Below are 15,547 nucleotides of genomic sequence, written 5' to 3' on the forward strand. Positions count from 1 at the left end.
ACGCGGCAAATGTAACACCACTGCACGCCGCGCGGCACTGGCAACTTATAAGGATTAATGCCATGAGCCGAATCGCTCTGAGTTGCGTTGATCGAGCACAACGGGAAGTCCTGACGCTCGAATTAGCGCTGTACCACGCCGCCCGGGATTATCCAGGCGGCGCCGCTGCAATTGCAGCCACTACCGGCCGTAATGCCACTACTTTGCAACACAAGCTGTCTCCCACCCACCCTTCGCACACCGTAAACGTTCAAGAGTTCGGCGAGATTCTCGAACTAACTAAGGACCGCCGCATTCTTGATGCGGTGCATGCCCTTGTCGGTGACACGACTTGGCAGGAACTGGCCGACACCTATACCAGCGATATGCCCGAGACACTGACAACGGGGATTGCCTCTTACTTCCGGCAGGTGGCCGATCTGGCAGACACCTGGGCCAAAAGCATTGGCGATGGTGTGGTGAGTGACCAGGAGCTGGCCGAGATACGCCTGCAGGTGTTTCGCGGAATCCAGGGGTTGTTGGGCTTGCTCAACCGTGCCCAATACGTCAATCAGACAACGCGGGGAACTGACCGTGGCTGACGATATCGACTTCGCTAATGACCTGGTGCAGGAGCGCATGGATCGTGCACTCGCTGCACGAAACTCAAACAAAACCGCCACGGTCGCGCATTCCTTCATGTTCTGTGAGGAATGCGACACACCGATTCCGACAGAGCGCCGGATTGCGATCCCTGGCTGCACCCACTGTGTGACTTGCCAATCCTTCGACGAAGCCAGGAAGGCCCGACATGCTCGATGAGGTATTGGGTCAATTTGCTGACTATGGCCTTGAGCCCGCTCAACCATTGGTTTTCGGCAAGCTCACCCGCTGCAAAACCAGCCAGGACAAGGGCAAGGAGAAAAACGGCTGGTATGTCGTCCATGAACACCGCACCGAGAAGAACGAAACACTGATTTTCGGCAGCTTCGGTGATTGGCGCTCCGGCGATAGCCAAAAGATCAAAGTCAAGGCCGGGCGCATGAGCCCCGAAGAGCGTGAAGTCATGCGCGCTCGCCAGGAAGAGGCCAAGCGCAAGGCGGCAGAGACCGCTGCCAACGCGTCACGCCGCGCGGCCAACCGTGCTGCGGGCCTGTTCAAACGCATGCCGGATAAAGGTAGGAGTGCCTATCTGGAGCGAAAGCAGATCGTTGGCTTCAAGGTCCGCTATGCGCCTCGTACCGGCGCATTTTTAGTGCCTATGTGCAACGTGCGTGACGAGATCGTCGGCCTGCAGGTGATCTTCCCAGCGAAGCAAGAGGACACTGGCCGCGATAAAGCTTATTGGCCCTACGGCATGTCCAAGGAAGGCGCTTTCCACCTGATCGGTCCTCACCCTGAACCTGGCGAGCCGGTGCTGGTCTGTGAGGGCTACGCCACGGGCGCAAGCCTGCACATGGCGACTTCGCTTACCGTGGCCATTGCCTTCGACGCGGGCAACCTTCTGCCTGTCTGCAAGGCCATGCGCGAGCGCTTCCCTGGTTGCCCGCTGATCATTTGCCGCGATGACGACTGGAAGACTAAGCGCCCCAACGGTGACGCCTGGAATCCTGGCGAAGAGAAGGCGAACAATGCAGCGCTGATCGTCGGCGGCCAGGTGGTCGCCCCGGTGTTTTCCGGCGACCGTGAGGTCAAGTGGACCGACTTCAACGACCTGCACGTTGCCGAGGGCTTGGAGGCCGTCCGCCGCCAGGTGCTGGCGGTCGTCAAACCTCCTGCAGCGGGCGGCTGGAAAGACCAGCTCGCTCGCACCGAAAACGGCTCCCTGATAGCACACATGCAAAACGTCGAGCTGATCCTGGGTAACGACGAGCGCTGGGCGGGTGTCATCGGTTACAGCGTCTTCAGCTCCAAGATAGTGAAACTAAGGTCTGCGCCCTACGGTGGCGGTGCCGGCGACTGGGCAGACATCGACGACATGAGGGTGATGAAGTGGCTCGCGCAACAGTACAACCTGCGCGTGAAGGCTTCCCACGTCATCGAGGCGGTCAGTGTTGTCGCCCATGACCATTCGTTCCACCCTGTGCGGGAGTACTTGGAAAAGCTGGAATGGGACCGCGTGCCCCGCATTGAAACCTGGCTAACCGACGTGCTGGGCGTCCAGGCCAGCGAGTACTCGGCCAAGGTCGGCAAGCGTTGGTTAATCTCGGCGGTCGCCCGTGTCATGCGCCCAGGCTGCAAGGCCGACTCGGTGATGATCCTTGAAGGCGGGCAGGGCGCAGGTAAGTCCACGGCCATGGGCGTGCTAGGCGGCGAGTGGTTCATGGATACGCCTTTTGCACTCGGCGACAAGGACAGCTTTCAGGCAATTCGCGGCAAGTGGATTGTCGAGCTGGGGGAGCTGGACAGTTTCAACAAGGCAGAAAGTACCAAGGCGAAGCAGTTTTTCTCCGCGTCTACCGACACCTACCGCGAAAGCTACGGCCGCAGAACGAATGACGTGCCACGCCAGTGTGTTTTCGTGGGTACCACCAACCAAGAGGAATACCTCAAGGACGCCACGGGTAACCGTCGCTATTGGCCGGTGTTCTGTAACAAGGTCGATCTGGAGCAACTGCGCGAGATCCGTGATCAGTTATGGGCTGAAGCGTTGTTCTGCTTCGAGGCTGGCGATATTTGGTGGGTGACCAAGGACGAGTCTTGGATGTTCGCCGAGGCGCAGGACGAGCGTTTCGTGGTTGACGAATGGGAGGGGCCAATCCTCGCCTGGATGGAAGAGTCGCAGATCGGCGAAACCGCCACCGGCAACGAGATCCTTACCCAAGCGCTGAAGCTGGACTTCGGCCATTGGGGTAAGCCTGAGCAAATGCGGGTTGGAGCGATTATGCACCGGCTTGGCTGGCGGAAGCGGCGCATGCCGGCATTGCCAAAAAGCGGAGTGCGTCCATGGGCCTATGTAAAGCCCAAGGACTGGGGGCGAGCGTCTGCGTTGCAGCAGTCCGTCATCGAGGAGCCATGCTTTGATTAAGCGAATTGACGAAATGCTCAAGCTATGGGCGCAGGATCTGCACTCGCCCGTGCCGGACGGTGCTGGCGGGGTGAGTGGCGGTAACATGATCGCCATGTTGATGGAGTGCAAAGGGGAATTGATACGTGGCACGCGGGGTAGTCGGGTGCTGCTGGACGAATCTGCGGATATCGAGTTGATCGTCAACAAGCATCTGCCGGCGCAGCTGTCTGTAGTGGTGTGGGAACACTACTGCAATCATGATAGCTTCCTGTTGCAGAAGTACACCCACTGCGGATGCAGTAGGGATACGTACTACCAGCGCTTGCACGAAGCACACCTGCATATAGCCGGTATGCTGATGGGTAAGGCTGCATGACCCTCGGTGTCACTCTGCGGACTTCTGTCCTACCGTCCTGCCTTGTCCGAACGCTATTAAGCATGGTTGGACAAGCGCAGGCCGCGCCTATGTTGGTCTGTCCTACTGTCCAACCTAAAACCGCCTCCCGCACACATGAGCATAGCGGGCACGTAATCGCGCTCATGGCGCGCACGCGTGCTTTTAGCTTTCTCTCTATACACAAGAGAAAAGTAAAAAAGGTAGGACAGTAGGGCAGAGCCCCGAATTTGGGGGGCTGTAGCTGTCCTACTTCGATTCAGAATAGTGAGACAGTAGGACAGCGCCGGAGGCGCTTGAAGCCGAAGAAAAGATATTCACCGACATTGCCAGGACGTTGACCAGATATTGGCCGGGTGGCATTAAAACAGGCTTGCTGCCACCGGAATCCACCTGTAAAAAGTAGTCATCTTCGATAGGTGCGACCGCAGACAGCGGGACACACCACCACACTGAACCCGGCCATTGCGCCGGGTTTTTGCGTTTATGGGGTAGGGCGATGACAAACGAGCAGCAAGCGCTTATTGAGATGCCGATCTGGATGGTGATTGTACTGTCCCTGGTCGGCGGGATTTCCGGCGAGGCATGGCGGGCCGACAAGGCGGGGGTGAGCGGCTGGTCCTTGGTCCGCCGCTTGCTCCTCCGGTCCGGTGCCTGTGTGGTCTGCGGGCTGTCCACCATGATGTTGTTGCACGCATCGGGTATGTCGGTCCTGGCGGCGGGGAGCATTGGCTGCCTCACAGCGATGGCCGGCGCCGATGTCGCCATTGGCCTGTACGAACGCTGGGCGGCCAAGCGGTTGGGCGTTTGCGATGTGCCGCCCTCGGGCAGCGGGCAGGCCTGATGCTCTGTAGGCCACGAAATACGTGGCCTGTAGAGTATTGCATCAAAATGGTGCGCCGAAAAGTCGCCGGGGACCCTGGTGGCATTCGAGGGGTACGGGGCATGAAACCCGCGGGAAAGCGTTAGCGGCAGGGATGCCAGCTTACTGAAATTCAATCCATTGAAATTGAAAGGTTTCATTGAAAAGCCGTTGAAAAGGAGGGCTTATGACGGATTCACTGTTCCTGTCTAAAAGCGCTTTCGCGGTTCGCATCGGCAGGACGCCGAGCTACATCACCTGGCTGAAAGACAACAATCGCCTGGTGCTGTCGCCGGATGGCAAGAAGGTCGACGTGCTGGCAACAGAAGCGCTGATCCTCGAAACCGCTGACCCCAGCAAGGCCGCTGTCGCAGCTCGACACCAACAAGACCGGCTCCAGCGTGACGTTTACAGCCAACTGTCCCCCATGGTCGAGCCGACTAACACGGCTGCGCCGCCGCAGCCTGCTGGCGCGAAGATCGGGCAACCCGACTTCCAGAAGGCGCGCGCACATCGCGAGTACTACCTGGCCCAGCTGGCCGAAGCCGAGTTTCACAAGGTGCAGGGTTCGCTGGTGGATATGAAAGCGGTCACCACCGGGGCCTACAACGCCGGACGTTTGTTGCGCGATCAATTGCTCAGCATGCCCCCGCAACTGGCGCCTGAACTGGCGGCGATGACCGACCCTTGGGAAATTGAGCAGCACCTTACCAAGGCGCTGCGGCTGTCCCTCGAAGAGGCCGAGCGCATGTCTTCGGCTGACCTTGAACGCGATCTGATCACTACGAGTTAACCCATGCAGACGGAAAAACCTGACGGCGCTGAGGTGTACCGTGAGGCGTATTTCCGTGGGCTGCGTCCGGACCCCAGCCTCTGGGTGGACCAGTGGGCCGACGAGTACATGCGCATCCCGCGTGATACAGGCGCCGCCGAGCCAGGGAAATATCGCACCGTGCGAACGCCCTACGCACGCGAGCCAATGCGTTGCCTGTCACCGGCTCACCCGTGCAAGCGTGTGGTCACCATGGTTGCCTCGCAGCTGATGAAAACCCAGATCGCCTTGAACTGGATCGGCGCGTTGATCCACATGGTGCCGTCGAACATCCTCACGCTGCTGCCAAGCCTGGGTCTGGCAAAGCGCGTGTCGTCGCGGATCGGCAAGACTATCAAGGCCACCCCGGTGCTGCGCGAACGTGTGGCGGCGAGCCGTTCGCGGGACTCGCGCAACACCATGGACACCAAGGAGTTCGAAGGCGGCTCGCTGTACGTCACCACCGCCGGCTCTGCGGCCAACTTGGCCGAGCTGTCGGCGCGCTATGTGTACGGCGATGAGATCGACCGCTGGGAAGTCGACGTAGGCGAAGAGGGCGACCCCATCGAGCTGGCAGAAACGCGGGGCAGTACCTTTGGCCGTAATGCCAAGTTCTACTTCTCCAGTTCGCCGACCATCAAGGGCGCCTCGCGCATAGACGATCTGTTCGAGGGCAGCGACCAGCGTTACTACTACGTGCCGTGTCCGACCTGCGGGCACATGCAAACCCTGGAGTGGGAGCGGCTGCATTACTCCCAGGACTTCAGCGTTGTGCATTACGAGTGCGCCGGGCCTGAGTGCGACGTGCTGATCGAAGAGCACCACAAGGGCGACATGCTTGCCCGTGGTGAGTGGCGCGCCCATGCCAAGGGCGATGGCGAGACGGTCGGCTTCCACCTCAACGCGCTGTACTCACCGTTGGGTTGGACGGGCTGGAAGTCGTTGGCGAAGCAATTCGAGAAGGCGAAAAAGGCCCAGGCCAAAGGCGACCTTGAACCCATGCAGGTGTTCTACAACACCCGTCTGGCTAAGGTGTGGGACAGCGCGCAAGAGCAGACCAAGGCATCGGTACTGATCGAGCGGGCGCGCCGGGAAGGGTTCTCCCTCGGTGCGATGCCCGCCGCCGTGATGATGATCACGGGCGCTGTCGACGTGCAGGCTGATCGCTTGGAGTTCATGGCGATGGGCTGGGGCGTCGGCATGGAGCGCTGGGTCATCGACCACCGTGTGATCGCGGGTGACCCTTCGGACGAACGCACTTGGGCGGTGCTGGATGAACTGCTGAAAGAGCGCTACCGGCATCCGTGCGGTGTCGGCCTGGGCATTCTTGCGGTTGCCGTCGACTCGGGTGGTCACCACACCGACGAGGTTTACCAGTTCTGCCGCGTGCGGCGCTGGCGCAACATCTTCGCCATCAAGGGCGCGAGCAAGCCCGGTAAGCCGGTGATCGCTCAGCGGCCGTCCATGGTGGATGTGACCTGGAAGGGCCAGACCGAACGCGGCGGTGCCGAGCTGTGGTTTGTCGGTACCGACACCGCAAAGGACTGGATCTACAACCGCTACCCGTTCGAGTCCGGCCCAGGTGCGCTGCACTTTGCCAACGACCTGCCGGATGAGTTCTTCGCCCAGTGCGTGGCCGAGCGCAAGGTCGCCAAGTACGTGCGGGGTCACAAGCGCATCGAGTGGATCAAGGGCAAGGCCGAGCGCAACGAAGCCCTAGACCTGATGGTGTATTGCCTGGCGATGGCGCATTACCTCGGCATCAACCGGTATCAGGAACACGACTGGGACCGGGTACGGAACTCGCTGGCCCAGGCCGGTTTGTTTGATGAAAAGGCGGTCGCCGCCGAACGTATCACGGTCGCCGAGAAGGCTCCCGCGACACCGCAAGTGGCGCCGCAACCGGTTGCCCCGGTCGCCCAACCGCGACCCGCTGCACCCCCACAACGCCGCAGCTCCACCAGCGGTTACCTGAAGAGACGCTGATATGTCGTTTACTCCGAAGCACCTCGAAGCCATCGAGCGCGCCATTGCACGCGGTGAAAAGACCGTGCGCTACAGCGACCGCACGGTGGAATACCGTTCCATCGATGAACTGCTCAAGGCTCGTGACGAGATCCGCACATCGCTGAGTCAAGCCGCCGGGCCGCGCTCTCGCGTGGTTCGGCTCATGCATGGAGGCAAAGGACTCTAATGGCACGACACTATCCGACGCTGACCCGTAATGGATTCTTGCTGCCGTCGAACATCAAGGCCAGTTACGAAGGCGCGGGTGAGGGCCGACGCTCGGCCAGTTGGGAAGCCACCGACAACGGCATCAACAGCATCAACACCCCGGCCCTGCGTAACCTGCGGGCGCGTTCACGGGCGGCGGTGCGCAATGATCCGTACGCCTTCAACGTCATCGACAAGCGCGTCAGCAACCTGATCGGCACCGGCATCACGCCCAGGCCAACCACGGATGACGCGGAACTGCGCAAACTCCAGCAGCAGTTGTGGGAGGACTGGGTTGACGAAGCGGACGCTGATGAGCTGACCGACTTCTACGGCATGCAGGCCCTGGTGGCGCGCACGGTTGAAACGGCCGGTGAGTGCTTTGTGCGGTTGCGGCCGCGCAGCCTCAGTGAGGGGTTGGCGGTGCCGCTACAACTGCAGGCGCTGGCCCCTGAGTTTGTCCCACATGACAAATTCGAGACGGCCAAAAACGGCAACGTCATCCGCGCCGGAATCGAGTTCAATCCGGCCGGCAAGCGTGTGGCGTACTGGGTGTACTTGTCGCACCCACGCGATTCGTCGTCGTTAAACGTCGGTTACAACCAGCTGGTGCGTGTACCGGCGACACAGGTGCTGCACATCTTTGAACCGATGGAGCCTGGGCAACTGCGCGGCGTGCCGCGTCTGGCGCCGGTACTGAAACGCCTGCGCAGCCTGGACAACTACGATGACGCGGTGTTGTTCCGCCAGGAGGTGGCGAACCTGTTTGCCGGCTTCATCAAGCGCCCTGCACCTGAGGCCGGGCCGCAAGCGCGCAACCCGATGACAGGAGAACTGCTAGTCACCGACCGCGACGGCTTCACACCGATGGTGGCCCTGGAGCCCGGCACCATGCAGGAGCTGGCACCAGGTGAAGAGGTCGAGTTCTCCAAGCCACCGGACGCCGGCAACAACTACCCCGACTTCATGCGGCAACAGCTGATGGCTGCGGCGGCGGGTTCGGGAACGCCTTACGAGATCCTTACCGGCGACATGCGCGAGGTCAACGACCGGGCGCTGCGGGTGGTGCTCAACGAGTTCCGGCGGCGCTTGGAGCAATTGCAATTCGGCGTGTACGTGCATCAGCTGTGTCGTCCTGTGCGCGCTGCCTGGATGGACATGGCGGTGCTATCCGGTGCCATGGTGCTGGAGGACTACGCCCAACGTCGGCGCGAATACCTGCGCACACGCTGGGTGCCACAAGGCTGGGCCTACATTCAGCCGGTGCAGGACGTCCAGGCGCGGCGGATGGAAGTGCAGGCGGGCTTCGGTTCGCGCAGCGAGATGTGTCTGCGCAACGGCTACGACGCGGAAACAATCGACGCGGAAAACGCGGCCGACCTCGCCAGGTCTACCGATCTGGGCCTCAACTACACCACGCTTGATGCCATCGAGCCGATTGATGACAAGGAACAACCATGAGTAAAAAAACCGTCCCGCGCATTTATGACAAGGCTGGCAAGCAGGTAAAAGTCGCGGATAAAAGTTGGTATACCTTCCAGGCCAGCGGCGAAGCCGAGCAACAGACCATTGAGGTCTTTGTATACGGCGAGATCGGCACCTGGGGTGTCAGCGCTAATCAGTTTGTTCAGGACCTGCGGGCTATGGATGACGGCGCTTCCCCGGTCGTAGTGGCGTTCAACAGCATCGGCGGCGACTTGTTCGACGGCCTGGCGATCCACAACGCGCTGTCGCGCTTGGGCGAGCGTTGCACCGGGCGCATTGATGCGCTGGCGGCCAGCGCGGCTAGTGTCGCGGTGTGCGGCGCTCACCGGGTCGTGATCGCAGCCAATGCCATGTTGATGATCCACAACCCCTACACCTTTACCGGCGGTGATGCCGAGGACTTCCGGCGTGTCGCCGACGTTCTGGACCAGACGCTGGAAGCGATTATTGCGGCCTACAAGTCCAAAGCGCCGGACATTGATGAGGCCGAGCTGCGGCGTATGGTTAACGCCGAGACCTGGTTGACCGCCAATGAGGCGGTGGCGCTGGGCCTTGCGGATGAAGTGGGCGACGGGCTGAAGGTGAAAGCCTGCCTCGGTCAGGGCAGCGTGTTGCAGCGCTTCCAGAATGCCCCGGCTGAATTGCTGGCCCAGTTGGACGAAGAGCCAGATATCGGGCCGACTGATCCTGTAAACCCTGCGGATCCAGCACCAGTATTGGATGCTGCCGGATTGGCGTTGATGGTTACCAAGGGGTGTGCGGCGGCAGGCATCAGTAACCTGGTGGACCCGATACTCGCTTCGACGAAGCTGGAAAGCGAAGCGGTAGTCACTGCGGCGCTGATCAAGGCGAAAGCGCTGCACGGCCTGTGTGTCGCGGCACGATTGCCGGAACTGACCGGTGAGTTCCTGGCCGCTGGCCTGGATGAAGCAGCTGTCAGGGCGCGCCTGTTCGACAAGCTGGTCAGCAGCGGCGGCGGTTTTGAAATCAATAACAGTCTGCCGCTCGACAATGATCCGGCACCCACTATCAAGGCCAAACAGGTCGACAGTCATTCAATCTGGGCAAGCCGGCAGGCGGCACAGAACGGAACCTCGAAAGGAGTAAGAGCATGAAAATCGAATCGATGCACGCAGGCGAGTTCCTGCTGTCTGAAGGCCCCGGCACTATTTCACGCGAAGCAATCAACATCGCCGCCGGGCCGGCGTTGGAGCCGGGCCAGATCCTTGGGCTGGTGACTGCTACGGGCGAGTTTGCACCCTATCAGCCGACAGCTGAGGACGGCTCTGAAAACGCCGTCGCGATCCTCTACGGTCCGCTGGGGCAGTCTGATGTGGTTCGTCGCGGCCGCGCCATCGTGCGTCAGGCCGAAGTCAGCGAAGTCCATTTGACCGGCCTCGACCCTGCAGCCGAAAAGGCCCTGGCCGCCCATTTCGTGATCGTCCGTTAAGACGCTCACCTCATTTATCCATCCCGCTGAGTGCGGGATTTTTCGTTTCTGGAGAGTACCCCATGGCCGATATCGCCATTTTTGAAGACGATGCATTCAGCGTCTCCTCGCTGACCGCTGCAATCAATGAGCAGGAATACCTGCCGGGCCGCATCAGCAGCCTTGGTCTGTTCCGCGAAGAGGGCATCAGCACGCTGACCGTGCAGATCGAGAAAGACGGCGACACCCTGGCCCTGGTGCCATCGGGTGAGCGTGGTACTTCTGGTCTGGTGGTCGGTGCGACTAAGCGTCAGTTGATTCCGTTCAACACCGTGCACCTGCCGGAACGCTTCACCATCAAGGCCGATGAGATTCAAGGCATTCGCGCCTTCGGTACCCGCAGCGAACTGCAGGCCGTGCAGGATGTAGTCAACAAGCGCCTGGCAAAGGCCCGACGACAGCTGGATGCCACCCACGAGTTCCAACGCATGGGCGCGTTGAACGGGCAGGTGTTGGACGCCGATGGCAAGACAGTCCTGTTGGATATTTATAAATCCTTCGGCGTGAATCGCCAGAAGCTGCCGATGGGTTTGAACAGTCCAGACACCGAGCTGCGGGTCAAATGCGGCGAAGCGCTGGATATGCAGGAGGAAGCCCTCGGCAGCGTCACCAGTAGCGGCTCCCGCGCTTTGTGCGGTAAGAACTTCTGGAACAAGCTGATCGTCCACAAGTCGGTCAAAGAGACTTACCTCAACACCATGCAGGCCGCGTCTCTGCGTGGTGATGCCCGTGAAGCCTTCGAGTTCGGAGGGATCGTCTGGGAGCGTTATCGCGGCAAGGTTGCCGGCGTTGCGTTCGTCCACGACGACAAGGCACTTCTGGTCCCCGAGGGCGTCCCTGACCTGTACATCTCGTCCTTCGCACCGGCCGACTACATGGAAACGGTCAACACCCAGGGCATCCCGTACTACAGCAAGATCGAGCCGCTACCTTTCAACAAGGGTGTCGCCGGGGAAGCCCAGTCCAACCCGCTGCACCTGTGCACGCGGCCTCGCGCGCAGATCCTGCTGGAGATGTGATCGTGGCCTTCCGCGATCTGATCGACGACATCGACGAAGTGGTCTTCGAAACACTGGGCGATAGCGCACGGATCGAGGGCCGGGAAGAGCAGGTGCTTGGTATGTTTGCCGCGCCCTGGTTGCAGCCGAAGCTTGGAAAGCTCAATACCGGCTTGCGTGAGCCTCGGTTTGAGATCCGCGTCAGTGATTCGGAAGGCTTGAAACGCGGGCTTCTGGTCAGCATCGACTTACCCGCTCTGGACGGCGGCGGCGATTACGACTTGCTGCAGCTGGAGCCGAGCGGCGACGGTCTGGTCGCCTTGATCCTGAGGTTGCGCCCATGAGCATCGGTAGCTACGTCAAACCCTCGGCCGGCGGCGGGATGATCTCTATCCAGTCGTCAGCCGCAGACCTGCAGGCTTTCCAGGACTTTGCCAAGTTGGTGCCCAAGGCAGCCGCTACGGCGCACCGACGCGCGATCAACAAGACGTTGGGCTGGTTGCGTACGCATATTGCCCGTGCAGTCAGCAGACAGGAGCGCATCGCTGTCGCGGCGGTGCGTCAACGGTTGCGCAGCTACCCGGTGTCCGGCGGGGCATCGAGCGGCAAGCTGTGGTTTGGTTTGAATGCCATCGAGTCCAGCCGGATCGGCCGGGCGCGGCAAACCGGCAGCGGTGTGTCGGTTGCTGGAAGGCTTTACCAAGGCGCATTTCTCAAGAAGGTCTACGGCAACAAACCAGACATTTGGATTCGCACTGCGAGCAAGCACTTCAATGCTGATGATTATCCAGACAGCACGGTGTCACCTGGTCGCGGTGCCAATTCTGGATGGGTCGCGGAGCATGGCAATCGTTTCCCGTTAGCCAAGGCCAAAGTGTCTTTGGAGCAGGCCCGTCCGCATTTTGAAACCTGGGTGCAAAAGGCGGATGAACGCTTGCTGGAGATCCTGAAGCAAGAACTCAACTTTGAACTACAGAAATACTTGAAGAGGATCGGGTAATGGCTGACGAACCTTTTAGCCTGGACCAGCTTTACCGGGCGGTCGAGCAACACCTGGTGAGCCATCTGCCAGGGGTTCAGACGGTAAGTGCCTGGCCGGACATTCAGGATCGCATCGCTTTACCGGCGGTATTTCTGGAGCTGGCCGAGATAGAGCCCGGTACCGATATCGGCACGGGTGAAATCACATTGGTGTGTAAGTTCGAGGCACGTATCGTCGTTGACCCGATCTATCCTCTGCATCAGCAACAAGCGGTGCAGCTAGCTACCCAACTTGCGGTCCTACTCCGAGCTCAGACCTGGGGGCTGGAAGTCGAGCCGGCTGAGTTCGTTCAGGCACTACAGGACTGGACCCAGCCAGTGTTGGATGGTTACACCGTTTGGCTGGTGGAATGGACGCAGCAGGTGTACCTCGGCCCTGAAGAGTGGCCTTGGCCCGATCAGCCGCCCGGCATGCTGTTGTTTGGCTTCAACAACGACGTCAAAGAGGACTTTGTTCCAGCGGAGGACTTGTGAGCGGCTATGTTGCTGCCCAGCACGACCGCATGCTTGCGGGGGTGGTCAAGGATTGCTTTGTGGTGGCGGTCGATCTGGCTGCCTCCCCGCCGATGTGTCGGGTTTCGGACGGCGAATGGACCAGCGCCTGGGTGCGTTGGCACAGCATCGCCGCCGGCAAGGCCAGGCATTGGAGGGCTCCGTCTCTGGGCGAGCAGGGGACATTGGTCAGTGCCAGCGGTGACGTGTCACAGGGTACGTTCATTCCGGGCTTGTATGGCAACGCTGGACCTCCGCCGGATAACCGGGACCATGTGGAAGTATGGCGCTTTGATGATGGTGGATCGCTGATTTACGACTGGCAGGCCAAGAGCTACAGCATCACCCTTCCGAGCGGTACGGTGACCATCAAAGTCGCCAGTACAGAGGTGGTCGTGACGGACAGCGCCGTGAACGTGACCACCGGCAACATCAATCTGAAAGCAGCGGTGATGATCGATGGCGCGTTACACGTCACGAAAGGCATCACCAGTGCCGGTGCGATCATCGACGCCGGTGGCAACAGCAATCACCACACGCATTAATTCAACTCACTACAGCCCGCCCATCGCGGGTTTTTTTATGCCTGGAGAAGACATGGCCAAGTTAGAAAGCCCTGTGACCGAGGAGCCTGCAGTCGTTGTGCCAGTGCCAGATCGGCAGCTGACCTTCGCCGATCAAGTATTCACGTCACGCACACTTATCGTTCCCGGAACTGATCGCACATTGTCGGTCGAAAAAGGCGTTGTAAAGGTTCACTCATCCGATGCCCAAGCCGTCAGCTTGCTTAAGGCCAACGCCGAGTTCCACTTGCTAAAGGAGTGATTTAGATGATCGGAATGGATCGCCATACGGGCCAACCCATTTCCGGCATCGCGCACTTGCGACAATCGGTTCCAGACATTTTGGGTACGCCGTTGGGGAGCCGGAGGCATCGGATGGATTACGGCAGCAAGCTCCGACGGTTTGTTGACTTGCCCGTTACTGATGGCTGGAAAAGCGCCGTACAGGCGGAAGTCGCCCGCGCACTGGGTCGCTGGGAGCCGCGTTTGAAACTGGATCAAGTGCGCGTCATTTCCGTTATCAGCGGGCAAATTAACCTGAAGATCGTCGGGCAGTACGTGGGCGACAGCGTCACGCTGGAGGTGGCCGTATGAGTATCGTGGATCTTTCGTCGTTACCGGCGCCGACCGTGTTAGAGCCGCTGGACTTCGAAGAGGTTTTTCAGGAGGGGCTGGGCGTCTTTCGCGGATACATGGGCGGCAACTGGACTGCTGCGCTGGAGAGCGATCCGGTGCTTAAGGTGTTGGAGGTTGGCGCTTACATCAAGGTCGGCAACCGCGCCCGAGTCAATGACGCCGGCAAAGCGGTATTGCTGGCGCACGCCATACGCGGTGACCTTGATCATTTGGGTGCCAACGTCAATCTGAAGCGCCTGGTCATTCAAGCCGAGGATCTGCTGGCCTTTCCGCCGGTACCAGAAGTCAAAGAAGACGACGATGCGTTCCGAGAGCGCATCCAGTTGGCCTATGAGGGGCTGACCACGGCCGGCCCGCGCAACAGCTATATCCTGCATGCGCGTAACGCTTCGGGACTGGTGGCGGATGCCACGGCCGAAAGCCCGGCGCCTTGTTACGTGACGGTAACGGTGCTGGGATTGGACGGGGAGGGGGAGGCTTCACCGGAGCTGCTCGCCACAGTGGCAACCGCGCTAAATGACGACGACGTGCGGCCGGTGGGGGATAGGGTGACGGTTCAGAGCGCCCAGGTGATCCGCTACCAAATCAAAGCGATCCTGCACATGACCAGCGCGGGGCCAGAAGCGGATGCCAGTTTAGCCGAGGCGAAAAGTCGATTGGCGGCGTGGATCAATCCCCGCAAACGGCTTGGCGTTGAAGTGGCACGTTCCGGTGTAGATGCTCAGTTACATGTTGCCGGCGTTTCTCGGGTTGAGCTGGTTGGCTGGCAGGACCTGGCACCTACCAAGGCCCAGGCGGCGTTCTGTACCGGCTACACCGTGACGCTGGCGGGTTGATATGAAAAGCCTATTGCCGATCAACAGCACGCAACTGGAACGCGCGATGGAGGCAACGTTTTTCGAGAAAACAATTGTCCCGTTGCGCGATCTCTACAACGCCGACACCTGCCCGGTACACCTATTGCCGCACTTGGCGTGGGCATGGTCTGTCGACCGCTGGGACTACCGGTGGACCGAGGCGACCAAGCGCGCGGCTATCAAGGCTTCTTATTACATTCATGCTCACAAAGGCACCATTGGCGCGTTACGCCGCGTGGTCGAGCCGCTGGGCTATCTGATTGAGGTTATCGAATGGTTCAACATGAAGCCTCCAGGGGGGGCCGGCACCTTTGCATTAAAGGTCGGAGTGTTGGACACCGGGATCACCGAAGAAATGTATCAGGAGCTGGAACGGCTGATTGATGACGCCAAACCCGTCAGCCGGCACTTGACCGGCCTCACGATCAGCCTCGAAACCACCGGTGCCATCAACCTTTTCGCCAGCACTTACGACGGCGATGAAATCGACGTCTATCCGCCAGTCCTCCGCGACGTTGTCACCACGGGCGTTATAACTGCCCCCGGACGGGAACACACAATCGACACCCTCGACATTTATCCGCCGGTACCAGGGGTCATCAGCTTCACATGCCACATCGGCGCCCCTTGCCGCGAACACTCTATTGACACATTGGATATTTACCCATGATCGATCCCAACTCTCAGTTCTTTGCGATCCTCACCGCTGTCGGTGA

20 protein-coding genes are annotated in these 15,547 nt (G+C 60.1%); all 20 read left to right on the forward strand.

The window, feature by feature from the left end:
- Positions 1-62 precede the first annotated feature (62 nt).
- Positions 63-581, forward strand: coding sequence for a phage regulatory CII family protein (locus tag QRN10_RS23615; RefSeq protein ID WP_285429274.1), 519 nt, complete (start codon positions 63-65; stop codon positions 579-581).
- On the forward strand, positions 574-801 hold the full coding sequence (locus QRN10_RS23620) for a TraR/DksA family transcriptional regulator (protein ID WP_124428827.1): 228 nt from the start codon (positions 574-576) through the stop codon (positions 799-801). Before QRN10_RS23615 ends, QRN10_RS23620 begins: the two co-directional genes overlap by 8 nt.
- On the forward strand, positions 791-3,007 hold the full coding sequence (locus tag QRN10_RS23625; RefSeq protein ID WP_285429275.1) for a VapE domain-containing protein: 2,217 nt from the start codon (positions 791-793) through the stop codon (positions 3,005-3,007). Before QRN10_RS23620 ends, QRN10_RS23625 begins: the two co-directional genes overlap by 11 nt.
- Positions 3,000-3,365 carry a PA0613 family protein gene (locus tag QRN10_RS23630; RefSeq protein WP_285429276.1) on the forward strand — a complete coding sequence of 122 codons (366 nt, stop codon included), beginning with the start codon at positions 3,000-3,002 and terminating at the stop codon, positions 3,363-3,365. The genes QRN10_RS23625 and QRN10_RS23630 overlap by 8 nt, the downstream gene beginning before the upstream one ends.
- Positions 3,366-3,882: 517 nt before the next feature.
- Positions 3,883-4,227 carry a phage holin family protein gene (locus QRN10_RS23635; protein WP_059397077.1) on the forward strand — a complete coding sequence of 115 codons (345 nt, stop codon included), beginning with the start codon at positions 3,883-3,885 and terminating at the stop codon, positions 4,225-4,227.
- A 205-nt stretch (positions 4,228-4,432) separates the two neighbouring features.
- Positions 4,433-5,038, forward strand: coding sequence for a terminase small subunit (locus QRN10_RS23640; protein ID WP_285429277.1), 606 nt, complete (start codon positions 4,433-4,435; stop codon positions 5,036-5,038).
- A 3-nt stretch (positions 5,039-5,041) separates the two neighbouring features.
- The gene (locus QRN10_RS23645) at positions 5,042-7,042 is read left to right on the forward strand and encodes a phage terminase large subunit family protein (RefSeq protein WP_285429278.1); all 2,001 of its coding nucleotides are present in this window, start codon (positions 5,042-5,044) and stop codon (positions 7,040-7,042) included.
- A 1-nt stretch (position 7,043) separates the two neighbouring features.
- Positions 7,044-7,250, forward strand: a complete 207-nt coding sequence (locus QRN10_RS23650) for a phage head-tail joining protein (RefSeq protein WP_059397074.1) — start codon at positions 7,044-7,046, stop codon at positions 7,248-7,250.
- Positions 7,250-8,731, forward strand: a complete 1,482-nt coding sequence (locus QRN10_RS23655) for a phage portal protein (RefSeq protein WP_285429279.1) — start codon at positions 7,250-7,252, stop codon at positions 8,729-8,731. Before QRN10_RS23650 ends, QRN10_RS23655 begins: the two co-directional genes overlap by 1 nt.
- Positions 8,728-9,870: a head maturation protease, ClpP-related gene (locus QRN10_RS23660; RefSeq protein ID WP_285429280.1), complete on the forward strand. Its 1,143-nt coding sequence runs from the start codon at positions 8,728-8,730 to the stop codon at positions 9,868-9,870. The genes QRN10_RS23655 and QRN10_RS23660 overlap by 4 nt, the downstream gene beginning before the upstream one ends.
- Positions 9,867-10,205 (forward strand): head decoration protein, encoded by a 339-nt coding sequence (locus QRN10_RS23665; protein WP_285429281.1) that lies wholly within the window; start codon positions 9,867-9,869, stop codon positions 10,203-10,205. Before QRN10_RS23660 ends, QRN10_RS23665 begins: the two co-directional genes overlap by 4 nt.
- Positions 10,206-10,267: 62 nt before the next feature.
- Positions 10,268-11,263, forward strand: coding sequence for a major capsid protein (locus QRN10_RS23670; protein ID WP_184336581.1), 996 nt, complete (start codon positions 10,268-10,270; stop codon positions 11,261-11,263).
- Positions 11,264-11,265: 2 nt separating this feature from the next.
- The gene (locus QRN10_RS23675) at positions 11,266-11,586 is read left to right on the forward strand and encodes a head-tail joining protein (protein ID WP_285429282.1); all 321 of its coding nucleotides are present in this window, start codon (positions 11,266-11,268) and stop codon (positions 11,584-11,586) included.
- Positions 11,583-12,242, forward strand: a complete 660-nt coding sequence (locus QRN10_RS23680) for a hypothetical protein (RefSeq protein ID WP_285429283.1) — start codon at positions 11,583-11,585, stop codon at positions 12,240-12,242. Before QRN10_RS23675 ends, QRN10_RS23680 begins: the two co-directional genes overlap by 4 nt.
- Entirely contained in the window at positions 12,242-12,757 is a 516-nt protein-coding gene (locus QRN10_RS23685) for a hypothetical protein (RefSeq protein ID WP_285429284.1), read from the forward strand. Before QRN10_RS23680 ends, QRN10_RS23685 begins: the two co-directional genes overlap by 1 nt.
- A 29-nt stretch (positions 12,758-12,786) precedes the next feature.
- Positions 12,787-13,320: a phage baseplate assembly protein V gene (locus tag QRN10_RS23690; RefSeq protein WP_056783628.1), complete on the forward strand. Its 534-nt coding sequence runs from the start codon at positions 12,787-12,789 to the stop codon at positions 13,318-13,320.
- A gap of 52 nt (positions 13,321-13,372) precedes the next feature.
- Positions 13,373-13,600, forward strand: coding sequence for a hypothetical protein (locus QRN10_RS23695; protein WP_285429285.1), 228 nt, complete (start codon positions 13,373-13,375; stop codon positions 13,598-13,600).
- Positions 13,601-13,605: 5 nt separating this feature from the next.
- A complete protein-coding gene (locus QRN10_RS23700) occupies positions 13,606-13,932 on the forward strand; it encodes a GPW/gp25 family protein (RefSeq protein WP_181078139.1) in 327 nt (108 codons plus the stop codon).
- Positions 13,929-14,810, forward strand: coding sequence for a baseplate assembly protein (locus QRN10_RS23705; protein WP_181078141.1), 882 nt, complete (start codon positions 13,929-13,931; stop codon positions 14,808-14,810). The genes QRN10_RS23700 and QRN10_RS23705 overlap by 4 nt, the downstream gene beginning before the upstream one ends.
- Position 14,811: 1 nt before the next feature.
- Positions 14,812-15,501 (forward strand): phage tail protein I, encoded by a 690-nt coding sequence (locus QRN10_RS23710; protein ID WP_285429286.1) that lies wholly within the window; start codon positions 14,812-14,814, stop codon positions 15,499-15,501.
- Positions 15,502-15,547 lie beyond the last annotated feature (46 nt).

Origin of the sequence: Pseudomonas sp. lyk4-R2A-8, from assembly GCF_030209095.1 — a bacterium.
Classification (GTDB): domain Bacteria; phylum Pseudomonadota; class Gammaproteobacteria; order Pseudomonadales; family Pseudomonadaceae; genus Aquipseudomonas; species Aquipseudomonas quebecensis.